Here is a 15,693-nt window from a genome sequence, read left to right as displayed (position 1 = left end):
TTTCAACTATAGTATTTGATTTATTATACAATAGAGACTCCATTTATTTTAATAGTATGCCGTATTAGTGTTGCAATTATGTTGCAAACTCTATGAGTTGATAGGTATAGTCATATAAAAACAGCTTCCACCATTTTTTATATTTTCAACACCAATCTTGCCTTTATGCACGTCAGTCACAATTTTTTTGCATATTGCAAGTCCAAGTCCAGTTCCTGGTGTTGCATTGATTCTTGAATTTTCTCCTTGATAAAAAGGTTCAAACAGCGTCTGAATATCCTTTTCATCTACTCCATCTCCTTGATCATAGACCTTAAATATATGTTCCTTTTGTTCTATGTTGCATGTGTACGAAATTTCTACTGTTGTATTTATAGCAGTGAACTTTATAGCGTTAGAGAGGAGGTTCATAAATACTTGTTTGATGGAAAGTTTATCGCCATGCATTTCCTCTTTATCTATCATAGGCATAATAAGGCTAATATTCTTATCCTTGGCTTGAGATTCTAATATAACTCTCAACTCTTCAAAAAGTGGTTTTAATTGGAAATTGTCAAATTGATATGTCATTTGTCCAGATTCTATTTTTGATAAATCTAAAATTGTATTCACTTGAGTTAAAAGATTGATACCTGCAATATTTATCTTACTAACACAGTTTGAAATTATTTCTGGTGTATCTGCTCTAGCCATAATCATTTGTGAAAAACCAAGTATTGCAGTTAACGGCGTTCGGAGTTCATGACTCATATTTGCTAAAAATTGTTCTTTGGCCATTTGTGATTCTTGTGCTTTTCGTGTTGCTAGTACAAGATTTGTAACCTCATATCTAATGGATAAAAATTCGGATATTCTATTTTTTGTATTTAAAACCGGAACAATTGTCACGTCCACGTAATAGTCATGTCCATCTTTAGCCTTATTTTTTAGCATACCTCGCCAAACTTTTTTTGATCGTATGGTCTTCCACATATCATGATACAGTTCATCCTCTGTATCGCTATGACGTACTATATTATGAGAATTTCCAATAAGCTCGTCAAGAGAATATCCAGACACTTCTATAAATGCTTGATTCGCGTAAGTAATTATTCCCTTTGTGTTTGATTTTGAGACAAGTACGCTAGCATCAATTGCTTTGTTGAGTTGTGTGTTTTTATTTTCCAATTTGGAGTTGCGATTTTTTAGGGTTTCTATGTGCTCTACTACGAACTTTCGATCTGCAATAGCCTGGGATATTCTAGATAACAACATATGCAGTTGTTTAAAATCTAGTGGTTTGCTTAAAAATCCAGATACTCCCATGTTAATGCATTCCATTAAATATGCAGAATCTTCTTGCCCACTCATGATCACTATAGCTTGTTCTGGTCTTGTTCTTAGGATTAGACGACTTAGTTCAACTCCATTTAGTTTTGGCATATTGATATCTGTTATGACAATATCATAGCTTGTATGATGCTGTTTCAATGAATTTAAATACTTTTGTGATCCATCCTCTCCATCATATGCAATATCTACCGAGTTAAAGTAATGACTCAATATATCTTTGCCATTATGAGCGATTTCTATATTGTCTTCAACATACAAAATATTTAGAGATTGTGTATATTCTAATAATGATTTAATATTCATATTTTCTCCAATCCATTAATAATATAATAAAAAAAATTTATGAATTATTATTACATCTTAGTGTTGCAAAAGCAGGAGAAGCTTTATATATCTAAAAAATGAGTTTGAAAAAAGATAGAATGAAGAGTATTTAACTTACTAGGCTCTTACTCGATTAGTAATATGAAAGCACCCTATAACTTAGAGCTTTTGAAAGCTTTATCTTCATTTTAAAACTAGTTTATTTTTTTAAATTCTTCATTTATGATATGAAGAACCCCACTTACTGTAGCCTCAGAAAATGACATGCCTTTGTATTTAGGTTCTAAGCTTATCTCTTTCATATGCTCATTATTTGATTCAGACTTCACTAAAAACTGATTGCGTAAGTCATTTAATTTATGTTGTATAGTATCTATGTGTGAAGCTTTATTTACTATTACAAAACGATTTTGACCAATATTTGCTAAAATACCATCTTTATCAAGGTTCAAACTATAAAAGTCATATTTCAAAGTGTCTGCAAATTTCTTTTCTGCTTCTAAACTTGCATCAATTCCATGCCATTTTTTAATGCCTTCATAGTTTTTGACTTGGATTAAAAATAATACTTTTTCATCATCTGTCTTAAGAAACTCTTCAAGAGATTCGGCTAAAAAAATTTCATTTGGTAGGCTAGTAAATTGATTATATTTTTCTTTATTCTCAATAGCAGTTATATCACGAAAAGAAATAACATATTTGTTTTCATCTAAAGTATGACAGTCAAATAAAAATGTTGAAATACCTGAAGCTAAGCGCAACATGAGTTTGTTAAAAGATGTATCTTTCGTTTTTTCAATTATTTCTATGATATCTTTTCCAAAAACATAGTTTTCTATTTCTATAAGATCATTTTCTAGTGAATCACACTTTGTTTGAATCTCGTCTTTAGTACTAGTATATGTCATTTTATATGCAGCTTTATTTACATGAGTCACTTTATTATCTTCGATGACAACTATCCCGCTCTCGACAACATCCATAATTTGCCCTAACTCTTTAGATTTTAATTTTTCTTTTTTTTCAAAAAGTACGGCCATAGTTATTTTATATATTGAAAGAAGAAAATCTTTTCTATCAAATGGCTTTATGTGGAACCTGTCAATACCCATATTAATCAATGGTATGAGATATTTTACATCATCATAACCTGAAGTTACTATTATCTGTTGGTCGGAATTAGCTTTCCGTATTTCTTTGATCATCTCAAGGCCATTTTTATTTGGCATTTCAATATCGGTTATAACTATGTCATACTCTCTTTGTTGATACATTTCTATACCTTCAGCGCCGTCAACAGCATAGCTTACGTGATGAAACACTTTATTTAAAAAACCTACAGTTTGTTCTCTTAGATCTTTATTGTCTTCAACATATAAGGCACTCAATTGATTTGTATAAAAGGTAATCTCTTTTAAAGTCATTTTGTATCCTTTATATTTCTAAGACGTAATATCTACATTTTAATAATTTAAATCATTAGCGATATGGTATAATTTATTAATGGTTAATAAATGGTTTTCTTAAGAATGGAGATTAAAATATGAAATTTTTATTGATTGACATTGGTTTAGATATATCTAGTGAGATATACGAATATTTCGAATATAAGCAGGTAGATGTTAAAATTATTCAAGACTACGAATATATATTTTCTAAAAGGATTGATCTCTTCGGCTATGATGCTCTCATACTAACAATTACAGAAAATAATCACGCTGCATTAGATCTCTTGGAATATATGCAGCTTGCCAATATTAAAAAACCTGTTATAGGCATCGGTACCGACAACAGTATCGAACTTTTAGGAAAATTATTTGGTAAAGGTGCAGAAGATTATATGCTTATGCCTATACGTATCAAAGAACTTGAGCTTCGTATGATGCGATCGGTTCGAAGAATAATGTCTGCAGATGATAATCATTTGATTAATGATATTATATATTCTTACACAGATAAAACAATCTTCGACGGTAAACACTTTATTGATTTAACCCGTAAGCAGCATCAATTATTATACCTACTAGTTACCCATAAAAACCAGTTGGTTACATATGATATGATTTATGACTATTTATATGATGGACAATCACAAACTAATAACACAATTGCTACAGGTTAAGGAACTTATTTACAGCTATTTGTAAATAAACTATATGTATTCCTAATATAGCGAAGTTTAGTGACCGTTTTATTGATTTTATTTTCAACCTGAGGCTTACATACCTCGTCAAGATTTATTTATAGACACGATTAGAACTGTTTGTTTCTAAGGTGTTTAGAGTGTTTTGGGATTTTGTTGAGAATGGTTTCGACAGCTTATCGGCAGCTGTCTTATTAAATAAATTTCTATTATTCATTCTGCTAAATGCATATTGATTTGAATTTTTGCTATCATTTCAGTAATTAATCAATGCTGACACAGATTATTGAACACTACCTTTATGCCCCACCCTCAAGTCTTATGTGAGTATGATTGTATCTTTGAACACCTACCCATTGCCTTTTATTTGGATGCATTACAGAAAACTCTAATGTACCTGGGTAAAATAAGTAATTTTTATCTTTTTGTTGAATAGAAATCTCAGTAGCATCTATGCTAAAAGCATATTCATCAAATGATCCAATTGATCCATCAAGTTTTCTTCTTGATCTCTCATTGTCAAGCGTATCATACTCAATAATCACAACTTCTTTAGCACCCCAACTACCACCTTTTAATTCTATAAATTTAGAATCACTAGAAAAAATCACACCATCTGCCCATGTTGTAAATATTTTTTTCTTTTTATCAAAAATAAGACGTTGATTTTTTATTATATAACAGTATACATAACCATTCTTTGAAGAACAAGCAATTTTTTCTCCTTCGTTAGAAACTGCTATATCAAGAAAATAATCATTTTGTATATTTATACTATCCAATAGTTTTTTATCGAATAGTCTCCATAATTTTATATTTCCTGCATTTTTATTTTTATGTGTACTTAAAATATATTTATCATCAAGTGAAACCTTCAAACATTCTATCTCTTCGTTGTTGGTGGTTTTATTATTGCTAATAAGAGATTCACAATTATCACTTAAATTTCTAAAAACAATATTATTCATATATCCATAAACTAGTCCAAGTTTATTCGAGGTGAAATCTAATGTTACAACTCTGTTATTACATTTGAACTGTTTAAATAATAGATCATTTTCTGCATACCTTACAATAATACTTCCATCAGATGAACCTGTTGCTAAATATATTCCATTTTTTGAAAAAGCAGCACATTCTATCCTTTCTTTATGCTCATCTAACTCCCAATCAGATTTAAAATTATTTATGTCCCATAGTCGTACTGTCCTATCTCTGCTTCCTGATACTAATAGATTGTCTTTTTTAGCAAAACCTAAAGAATAAATTGAGTCATCATTGCCTGTTAGTGTTGACGATAGAATATTATCTTTTGTATTCCAAAGTACTATTTTTCCATCTCCACCTGAGGATGCTAACAAAGTATTATTATAGTTGAATGCCACTGTTTGAACCCACCTAGTATGAATACTATGTTCATTAAAATATTTAAAGTTATTTTTTTGTTCATCAAGTCGCCATAATATAACTTTTTTATCATCTGAGCCAGTAGCTATATACTTTTCATCATGAGATAATGTAAGGCACCATATTCTATCTGTATGCTCTAATAGTTTTTGATTTAAATTAAAAAGATCATCTATTGATTCCCATATATATAAATAACAGTCTCCACCAACAGAAAATATTTTTTTACCATCATTTGTGACATCAACGCTATTAACCCATCCTTCCTCATGCTCTAGAGTGGTTATAAGTTCATTTGTTATAAATGAAAATAGTTTTATGGTTCCATCACCAGCACCAGAAACTAAATAATTTTCATTTTTAGAAAATTTCAATGCCCTAATTGGAGCATTATGTTTATATAATTTATTTTTGGTAATGCCATCCTCTGTTATTTCTATTAAGAAAATTGTGCCATCATCTGATCCACTTATAAATTTATTACTTTGCTCATTGGAAATACCGTACCATGCCCAAAATTCAAATCCAGGATGATCAGCTAATACACCACCACCTTCATAGATTACCTCAGTTTTATCTGTAAATTTAGTTTTACTATTTGGTTTGAACTGGAATGATTTAATATCATCTATTTTAATAGTTTTAATAGTCTTTTGGGTCTTTGTATCCCATGATATGAATTCACCTATATTACTAATGCTAATTATATGTTGATTAGATGTTAAACCAACAAAACATACTGGTGCTGGATGACCTCTATACATATCTACTTGTGTTCCTTTTAGAGAATTAACTGGAGGTCTTAGTGACTTACACCATTGAAAACTTGGATCAATTAGTAACATTGAATCCTTCCATTCCTCTAAATATTCATATAAATATTTTTCTTTTTCCAATACATTTATATTTTCGTTAGTGAAATTATTTATTTTTGGATTATCATGCCACCAACATTTGTTCCAAAGACTTTGTAAAAGTTGCGAAGGATGCTTTTGTATAAAAGCAATCTCTTGTCTTAAAGCAATATATATTAAATTAATATTTTCAAATTCAATTTTATTTTTTATATTACCTAGGTTCTTAAAATCATCAATTAGTTCATATGATCTTCCTATAATAACTTTTGAAAAAAGAAAATGAAAATCTAAAAACAAGTCTTTAATATCCTTTTGATATTTATGTTGACTTTGAGATATGCAAGCAAGGCTATATGGTAATTCAGTAATTTTTCGTTTATTTATGAAAGGAACTCCCCTAGAATTAACAAAATAAAAAGGGGAAATCTGTTTATTATTAAAATGTTCGAAGATAAGTTGATGAGTATATTCTTTAATACTTTTAGTGTATCGTCTTGCTTCTTCTAAAAAAATTCTATGGAAAAAAGTTAATAATAATGTTCCGTCATAGCTCCTAAACATAAAGAAGGGTTCTAGCTCTGAATATAGTTTAGACCAAATAAAAGATGGTATTTTATCTACATTAGGTTGAGTTGGATGTTTTCTTAACTCAAACTCAGTTTGATATTCTTTATTTTTCCATGTTATTTCTAATAGTTCCTTTTCAGATACGCCATACCTAGAATTACTTATTAGAGATAATACTGATAAAATAAATTTCTTTCCATGATTTTCTTGAGTCGATAAGTAATCAAAATAATTTATTATTAACTCTGATGTTGAGTTTTGTAATCCCATTTTTTTTAGTATTAAATCATTTTGATCATCATATGATTTCCACTTTGAAACTACAATTGTTGCTAACTTTAAATATAGCATAGAATTTGAAGATTTAGAGTATTTTTCTAGTATTACTTTTTTCTGTTCAAGAGTAACTTGTCTAGACTTTAATCTAAGTAAATGATCTACAATATTACTCAACTCTTTTTCATTTATTTTAAATTTGTTTAATTCAATAATTTTATTATTATAGCCTTTTTGTTTTATTATTCTTTTATAATTACTAAATAATGTAGTTGTCGAAACTACAGAAACAATAAGTTGAAAATTACTTATTGCTTTAGGTAGCCATGAGAGGGCCCAAGCATCATTTTTATCTTCTAGTTGGTCTAGAGCATCAAAGAAAATTATTACTTTATTAGAAGCTGTGGCTTCTATTAATAAATCATACAATATATTAGTTAGTTCATAGATATCTCCTTCGAAATCCATTGAAATATTTAGTTCTTTTTGAATTTGAAGTATGATGCTTCTTAATAAAGTATCAACATTAACAGAGTCTGGTGTTGCCCCAATAAACCTATATATAACTAATAGATTTGTGTTATTTGTAATAGTGCGTGATATACATTTAGCCATAGCAGTAGATTTTCCAGTTCCACCTTCTCCACATATACATAAACTATCACTTTTACTTAAATTATATTCGAATGATTTAAGTAATTCTTTTCTTCCATAAAATTCATTAACTCTATTTTCTAGAAAAGTTTCATGTGCCTTTATTTCATGTGTTAATGAGTCAATTTCTAAAAGTCTTTTTAATTCTTTATCTAAAACTTTTTTTAACCAGTTTTCAATTTTTATACAAAATAATTCTAATTCTTCATCAATTATAATATTTCCATTATTATCTAATAATGCTGAATAATTTATAATTTGGTCATCTTTGTCTTTTAATGTAGTTTTTATATCATTTCTAAGGTCTTCCAAAAGTGATGAAGCTTCGTCATCAATAACTATTTTACCGTTTTGCAAAGTATTAGTGTCTGTATATTTTTTTAGTATTAATTCATTTTGTTTACTGTCATACAATTTATCAATAGTTCTAAAGGCAGAAAAGTAATGATTGTTCTCAACTACATCTTTATCATTCAATATACCTTCTATTATTTCTTGATGCGTAGCTGAATACATAAAATATTTACTAGCATCATTATCATCTTTAGATAATTTACGCAATAAGTTTAATAAAACAGTATAATTTTCTTCATTAATATCTTCATTTAAAATATAAATAGCTGGAAGTTCATTTCTATCTTCCAAATAATATTTTAAGATGAAATTTTTATCACTCTCTTCACATTTATTATTTAGGATTAATTTATTTAATATAGTGCTTGGTACTTTTTTTGGTATGGGTCTCCATCCATATCTATCTCCAATGAGTGAAATAAAATTAGGTGAAGGAGAAATCCTTTTACAATTTTTAACTTCATCTAAACATATGTTTACAACATCAAGGCTATCAGCTAGTTCAGGTGGAATCCCCCATCTTAGATCTATGGCCTGAAATGTAGCCCCTCTTTTTTGACAATATGATTCTATTTCTGGCCAAACCAACGACTTTAAAATATTTCTCTCAATCGAGAAATCATCAAATGTTGAACTTATAAAAACTCTAAAATTATAATTCATAAAAACTTATTCTCCTAATATTTTATTTTTTGTAAACTTCCTTAGTATTTTAAGGGTTAATTATTTTCTACAATCTCAAACCCAATATTTGTAAGATAATTTGGAATATACAATAAAGAGTACACATCATAAATCAATGTGATCTGAGTATCAGGTGTTTGAAACTCTTCTAATGTTAATAAACAATTATGATGTTTAATTTTTTTCATTTTCTGTTTCAAATCATAATTTTGTCCATCAAACTCTTCATATACCCAACCATTTAAATAGTGTAGTGCATTCCAACGGTTATGTTCAGAGTGTACTATTTTTTCAAATAGCGTTTTATACTCAGTTGGGAAATATTTAACTTGATAAGGTTTGTTTGCCCAAAATTTATCAAGCTCCTTAGAAGCATCTTTTAGCACACCTTCTAAAATTTGATTGCCTAGATATTTTTCAAATATGATTCTATTCTTTTTTAATAACTCTTCTGTATTTATAGGTTTAGTTGTCTGAACTTTCTTTAAACCAAGAGCTAATAGTTTAATATCTAAGTGCATAGCTTGAGCACGAGATGATTCTTTATCACTCATTCGTGCTGTATCAAACCATTTAGCTTCTATTGCTTTTCTTTTTGTGACTTCTATTTTTTTACCAGTCCTATCTTTAATAACTATTTTCTCATCGTAATCAAGAATTTCTTTAGGATTATATTCATCTCCATAGCTATAGTTTACTAGCTGAGCAATAGAGTCTGTCTTTGGATCAATAAGATTCTCTTTTGAACAAATATCATTAGCATTAGCAAAAGTATAAAATTCTCTAAACTGTTCTTTATTAATATTTATTTTACTACTTAGTGTCATCTCTTGAAAGATTGCGAATAGTACTTTAGTTTTAAAAGTCTTTTCATTAGCTTCTTCTAAGTAAGTTTTATCATATAAGCTGATGGCTGTGTCAAGATTGTCTTTTTCTTCATCTTGACAAACAATAACATTAGTTAAATTTTTCTCTTTCCATAGAGGTAGTTCATAAAACTCAGTACTCTTGCTATCTGCAGTTAATGGTTTAATTGTGATATTTGGTACTTTATCTATATATCTAAATGCTTTATAAAGCTTTTGTACAAAGATTTCAGCCTCTTTATCTATACAGTGTATTGTTAGTTCGTTTTGGTTTGGAAGATGAGCTATTTTACATATTTGGTATATGATATACTTTGCTAGTTCTCCACTACCTACGATAGCTATATCGTATGGTTCATTTGTATGAATTAGTTCACTTTTATTCCCCAATATAGAGTGAGTAGTAAGAAGTTGTTTTGCGGCATCTTCATAAAACGAGTAAGGAATTATTTCTATTCTTAATTCTTTCTTTACTTGAACTACTTCTTGTTGAAAGAGTATGTTTAAATCACGACTCTCAATATGTATATATATTTTCGTATTTATTCCAAAATTATCATCAGTATATTTTTCACATGAGTCTAAGAACTCCGTTACTACTTCAATATTTCTACGATCATCGCCTGTAGATACAATGAAATTTTGAAGTTCAGGTATATTCATATTATTCCAAAACTCTTTATCTAAGATATTTCCTATAATTACACCAAAGCCTTTAGCTTTATATGATTCAATATGCGGATTAGTAGGATCTTGTTCAACAATAACTATTTTTCCTGGCTCTTTTAAAATCACTTCGCTATCTAGGTAAAAGCGATTATTTTGACCAAGTCCGCATACAATGGAGTGGTTTTGAGTCATAATAGATTTTACTATCCATTTTTGAATAATATCTTTGACAAATAGGAAAGCTGCACCTATAAATATTGTTAGATATGAAAATAATCTGGCAATTTCAAGGGATATATTTGTTTTATCAAGTTCATCAAGACCAAAGATATCTACTGCATTTGTAAATGCTTTAAATATATTCATTGCTGATAAATCAGTAGAGAGTTGTAAGAAACCAATAAAAGCAAATATAAAAGTTATGGTTGCTAAGATTATTGTTGTCCAAATCTTATTTTCTAGTACAAGATATACTTTTTTATTCAACCAGTTAATCAAGTTATTTTCCTTAGTTTTATTTTCAATGTTAACCCTTAATAAATATCTGATGTAGTATCTTACATAATTGTGACAGGTTATGACTTTTAGTTTTGTTGTGCTTATTCTACTATGTTTTGTTGGATATTAATTAAACTATCCCAAATACTACAAGTTGATAAACTTATGTATTCAATTATTATACGTTCATCTAAACTCTATATTGAAGACATGCCATATTGATGTTTGGCTTATAAATTGTATAAATCATGGATTAAAGATAACGGTCGATAATCAATTTTAGATATAGGATTAACGTGGCTCAAAGTCAGTAAATGTTGATCTTGTGAATAGTCTGAAAGTTTCATTTTTCATTTTTTGGTTTTCCTTAAAATTATTGTTTTAAATTTTTTTGATATATTTCAACTGCTTTGTTATATATTATTTCCCAGTGGGCAGGATTGTTTTTAAATTTACTTTTTGTAATAGTCACTAACTCTTTTTGTAATTCAGATGCTTTTGTGAATTCATTTTTTCTAAAAAGTGAGTCAGCTAACCCTTCAAGTGCATTGGTATATATATCTACCCATCTATTTGGATCATCTTCAAAATAAGATCTACTCATATCGAGTGAAACTTCTTCCAAGTTTAATGCATTATCTAATTTATCAATCTTCTTATATGTCAATGCTAGATTATTTAATGTCCTTGCATAATCCCTTTGCCATCTATCAGGGTTTTCATTAAAAAGCTTTTGAGTAACTTCATAAGCTTCTATCTCCATAGATAAAGCTTCTTCTGTTTGATTCTTCAATTTAAAAGAGAGAGCTAAACTAGTTAATGCTCTTGTATAATATTCAACCCATCTATAAAAATCCTCATTTAATAATCTACTGGAAATATCCAATGACTCTGTTAACAACTCTATAGACTCATCTAATCTATTTTTATCTCTATAAGATGTACCTAGATTATCAAGTGTAATTGTATAGTCTTTCCCCCATCGTTGAGGATTTTCTTCATATAAGCCTTTCATTATACTATGAGACTCTTCTTCGAGTTCTATGGCTTTATCATATAATCTTTGATATTTATAAGTTGCAGATAGATTATTAAGTGATCTTGTGTAGTCTTTTGGCCAACGGCTTGGAGTTTTCTTATAGAGTTCTCTTCTTATTTTTAAAGCTTCTTCCTCTAAAGGGATAGCATCAATCTGTTTACTTTGATCTTTATATGAAAATGCTAGATCATTAAGTGCAATAGTATAAAATCCAACCCAAGATGAAGGATCCTTTTCAAAATATTTTTTTCTAACCACCAAAGCATCTTCCAATAAAGGTATACCCTCTTTGAGTCTATTAAAGTTATAAAATGTTCTGGCAAGATTTAGCAAGGCTCTTGTGTATGTATAAGCCCATTTATCAGGATCTATTTCCTCATAATTCTTTTTACATACATTCAAAGCTATCTCTTCTAGTTTAACAGCTTTTTCTAAACGATTTTGATTGTAATGTGATCTTGCTAAGTTTAAAAGTGTTTCACAGTAGCTGAGAGCATATTTTAACGGCTCTTGTTCATATTGTTGTTTACTGATCTCAATAGACACTTCTTCAAGCTTCAAGGCTTCATCTTGACGATTTTGATATTTATATGTAGTTGCAAGATCTTTTAACCCTTTATTGTACTTTTCAAGATATTTTATAGGCTTATTGTCATTTAGAATTTTTATAGTCTCTAAATAGCTCTCCTGAGATGCAATTGCTTTAAACATTCTATTATGGAGATACTCTGTTTCACCTGTATTAGTTAAATGATCTAAATAAACATCAATCCACGTTTCATTAGATAAAAAAGATATGAACTGTGCATAGTCTTTCTTTCTCTTTTTATCTTTATATCTTAGATCATACTGTGTAATGAGTATAGAATAAAGCTTACCAAATCTATTATGAGTGAAATTTTCATTTTGATATTGTTCTATTAATCTTTGTGATGATCCTATTATATCTTCATGCTCTTGTTTTTGCATCGGAAGTGCTTTAATAACATCTTCAAATTCTCTATGAAAAAAGTACTTTAACTCTTCATTATCTTGTGTTTTTTGTGATAAGAAAAATCTTAATTGACTGTATAATCTACTCCAGTAAACCAATGGAAGCTCTTTAGTAATATTTTTATAAAAAGTCTCAGGAGACATTCTTTCTACAAACTCTCTATTTGATGAGAGCAATTGAAGTAGTTCACTCTCACTTAGTCCATCCCTAGATGCATAAAGATAACCTAATACTTTATATACAAATTCTTCATTATGATGAAACAGTAAAACCAAGTTATCCAAGAACTCTTCTATGATTCCTCTATTTGTAGCCTTTAATGCCTGTACTTTTTTATTGCCATTGGAATCATCATCTAAAAGATTAGAGCTTTTCCAATGTTTTAATTCTTGGGCAGCAACTGTTACATATAATGGAGAGTTGGCAGTTTCAAATTGCTGTAGAAAATATTCTTCTTGTTTAGTTTGTAACGTTCTATGCTCTAATTGCAATAGATTTTTAATTAGTTTAAGAGGTTCATCAAAAACTGGGATCTCGATTATTTGATCAGTTTTATTCTGCAATGTATTAAAATATTTTGTATCTTTCTTATAGTGCTCATCGTTCAATGTTGAAATAATAATCTTTACATTTGCAGGCATAATCTCAGGAAGCCATAAAAAATTATCATCATGTTCAAGTTGATCAACTGCATCAATAAATACAATAACTTCTTTATCTAGTTTCATTATCTTTTTATTAATAAGTTCGCTAAATTGCTCAAAGCTTTTTTCTTGGGCATCTATTGATATCCCGAATTCTTGGAAAATTGAGGTTAAAATATCTTTGGATGTACTTGAATAAGGTGTAGCACCAACGAATCTAAATGCAATTTTTCTTTTAGAGAAAGTATTTGCATCAGATATGGCTTTTGCCATTAAAGATGATTTCCCTCTCCCTGATGAACCAAATATTACTAAAGCAGATGATTTATTATTATCTAAAATATAAGACTTTATACTTTGTAAAGTCTCTTTTAATTTTTCTGTTTCTACAAAACTATGAAGTTTGCGCACTAAAAAAAGGTTTTGTTCTTCTTGTTCAATTTCTAGTTCGGTTGCATTATTATTGTCCTCAAAACTTTTTTGTTCATCTAATTGTTTTTTTAAAAAACTCAATATATTTTCTCCAAATATATCTAAATAGTTTTCATCCAACTTGTCTTTTGATCTTTGAGTTGTATTGACTTTGAGTTTATTCTTATCAAATAAGATTTCTCCAACCTGATCTTTAAATTTTTGAGCTTTATCATAATCATCGGTAATGAACTTATCTTCTATCTGTGTGCTTTTATCTATATCTCTAAAGAACCCAAATATATGATCGGTGTCATCTTCTAGGTTCTCTTGGTGTTTTGTTTTCTTGAAGTAAGGAAGGATCCCTTCTATGACTTCTGACTCTGTTGCTGATTGAAAGTACTTATTCTTCTCTTCTTCATTTATGTCTGAACTGTGGACTGCTTTTTGTAAGATAGCACGTAAGCTAGTCTCAACTTCTTCCCACTCTTCATAGGCTTCATATTTACCTATACGCTCTTTAAGTATGTAAGAGGCTGGGATTTGATTTAGATCAAGTTTGTACCACTCTACAAGTTTAGTTTGTTCATCTTTAGGGATGAGTTCCAAAAGAGTATCAAACTCTTTTTCTTCTATGGAATAAAGAAGGGGTACCCATCCATATCTATCTCCAGCCATGATAAGAAAGTTTGGATGAGGATAAGATTTACAGGTACGTACTTCTGAAAGACACAGTTCTAGTGTCTTTTGATCCAGTTGTGCTTCGTTAGATACACCCCATCTTAGATCAATAGGTTGAAAGGTGTATCCTTTTGTAGATGCATACTTTTTTATCTCTGGAAAGACTCTAGTTTGTAGTACTTCTCGTTCTCGTCTAAAGTCGTTGAAGGTGGAGGAGATGAAAAGGCGGAAGGTTTTTTGATTAGACACAGGCTATCCTAATTGTTTTTATTATAGTAGCTATAATTCATAAAAAATCAAAGCTGTAGTGAGCATATTATTCTTATATTTGGAACATAATAAGGTGTTAAGAGCTTTAGGTGTTCCACAAAGTGTTCAAAAAGTAAAAACTGCAAAGTTCCACAAACCCTAAGGGATTATGGAACAAAAAAAGTGAGCTTTTAAATTATATATTTAAAGCGAGACCGTTCAGAGTTTTGTGAAGTAATATCATTATATTAAAAGTTAAATAATCTTTTTCTATTTTGAAAAAATACATAGTCTGCTTCTTCCGTAGTCATATCTTTCCTTTTTACTTTTTCACATAGGCCTAAAAAGATAGCATGTAGTGTATGCATTTTTATATCATCAGATTTTGCAAGGTTAGTCCAAGTATTAATAGTCTTTTTTGTTGAGCAATAAGAATAATCGTAATTATTGGATTTCAAATCAACTACCTTTTGGTATTTAAAATCTTCAGTTACTTCATTAAGCTTATCAACGGTAGTTGCATATGTAATACCTTCATTAATACTTGTTCTTGAGACGATTGCAATTAGCTTCCCATCTCCATTAAACACACCTCCACCGGAGTTACCGTGTGGTACTTTATAATTTAAGATAATTGAGTTCTTGTTTTTCTTAGAAACAATACCTTTTAATAATAGACCTTCCCCTGACAAACTATAAATATCTTCAGACCAAGAGGTGTTATTATCTAGCTTTGCAGGAGCTTGAGTAAAGTCTTTTATATGTAAGTATGCTAAATCATCTTCTACTGATACTTTACCAATTATCGCTGAATGACTTTTACCAGAGGCATCAATAACTTCTACATTTTTAGCATTATTTATTACATGATAAGCAGTAACTAAGTCGCCATTATTAGAGACTATTACAGCACTACCATATGCTTCTTCATCTGCAATGCTTATAACTTTAACTTGCAGTACCTTGCTCTTGTTAGATTCAAGACTATTCGCTGTTAAAGATAAGTTTAGCAATACTAACAATAAGAGAGCTTTAAATAATATA

The 15,693-nt window shown here is 29.2% G+C and carries 7 protein-coding genes; 1 reads left to right on the top strand and 6 read right to left on the bottom strand.

The genetic code is table 11. The annotated features are described in order from the left end of the window. Window positions 1–90: 90 nt before the first annotated feature. Window positions 91–1,635, bottom strand: a complete 1,545-nt coding sequence (locus tag SMGD1_RS01070) for a hybrid sensor histidine kinase/response regulator (RefSeq protein WP_008338325.1) — start codon at window positions 1,633–1,635, stop codon at window positions 91–93. 215 nt (window positions 1,636–1,850) lie between these two features. Beyond that, window positions 1,851–3,080: a response regulator gene (locus SMGD1_RS01065; RefSeq protein ID WP_008338499.1), complete on the bottom strand. Its 1,230-nt coding sequence runs from the start codon at window positions 3,078–3,080 to the stop codon at window positions 1,851–1,853. Between the two features lie 119 nt (window positions 3,081–3,199). Between SMGD1_RS01065 and SMGD1_RS01060 the strand changes: the two genes are divergently transcribed. Further along, window positions 3,200–3,778 (top strand): response regulator transcription factor, encoded by a 579-nt coding sequence (locus SMGD1_RS01060; RefSeq protein WP_008338676.1) that lies wholly within the window; start codon window positions 3,200–3,202, stop codon window positions 3,776–3,778. Between the two features lie 320 nt (window positions 3,779–4,098). On the opposite strand, the gene SMGD1_RS01055 is transcribed toward SMGD1_RS01060, so the two are convergent. The 4 genes from SMGD1_RS01055 to SMGD1_RS01040 all read right to left on the bottom strand — a co-directional run bounded on the left by SMGD1_RS01055 (window position 4,099) and on the right by SMGD1_RS01040 (window position 15,671). Then, window positions 4,099–8,577: a WD40 domain-containing protein gene (locus tag SMGD1_RS01055; protein ID WP_008338568.1), complete on the bottom strand. Its 4,479-nt coding sequence runs from the start codon at window positions 8,575–8,577 to the stop codon at window positions 4,099–4,101. A 56-nt stretch (window positions 8,578–8,633) separates the two neighbouring features. Continuing rightward, window positions 8,634–10,631, bottom strand: coding sequence for an NAD-binding protein (locus tag SMGD1_RS01050; protein WP_008338630.1), 1,998 nt, complete (start codon window positions 10,629–10,631; stop codon window positions 8,634–8,636). 373 nt (window positions 10,632–11,004) lie between these two features. Then, window positions 11,005–14,649 carry a tetratricopeptide repeat protein gene (locus tag SMGD1_RS01045; protein ID WP_081444062.1) on the bottom strand — a complete coding sequence of 1,215 codons (3,645 nt, stop codon included), beginning with the start codon at window positions 14,647–14,649 and terminating at the stop codon, window positions 11,005–11,007. A 248-nt stretch (window positions 14,650–14,897) separates the two neighbouring features. Beyond that, window positions 14,898–15,671: a S1 family peptidase gene (locus SMGD1_RS01040; protein WP_171800996.1), complete on the bottom strand. Its 774-nt coding sequence runs from the start codon at window positions 15,669–15,671 to the stop codon at window positions 14,898–14,900. Between the last annotated feature and the right edge of the window lie 22 nt (window positions 15,672–15,693).

Source organism: Sulfurimonas gotlandica GD1 (genome assembly GCF_000242915.1).
In the GTDB taxonomy this organism is placed as follows: domain Bacteria; phylum Campylobacterota; class Campylobacteria; order Campylobacterales; family Sulfurimonadaceae; genus Sulfurimonas; species Sulfurimonas gotlandica.
This window is presented reverse-complemented; position numbering and strand designations above follow the sequence as displayed.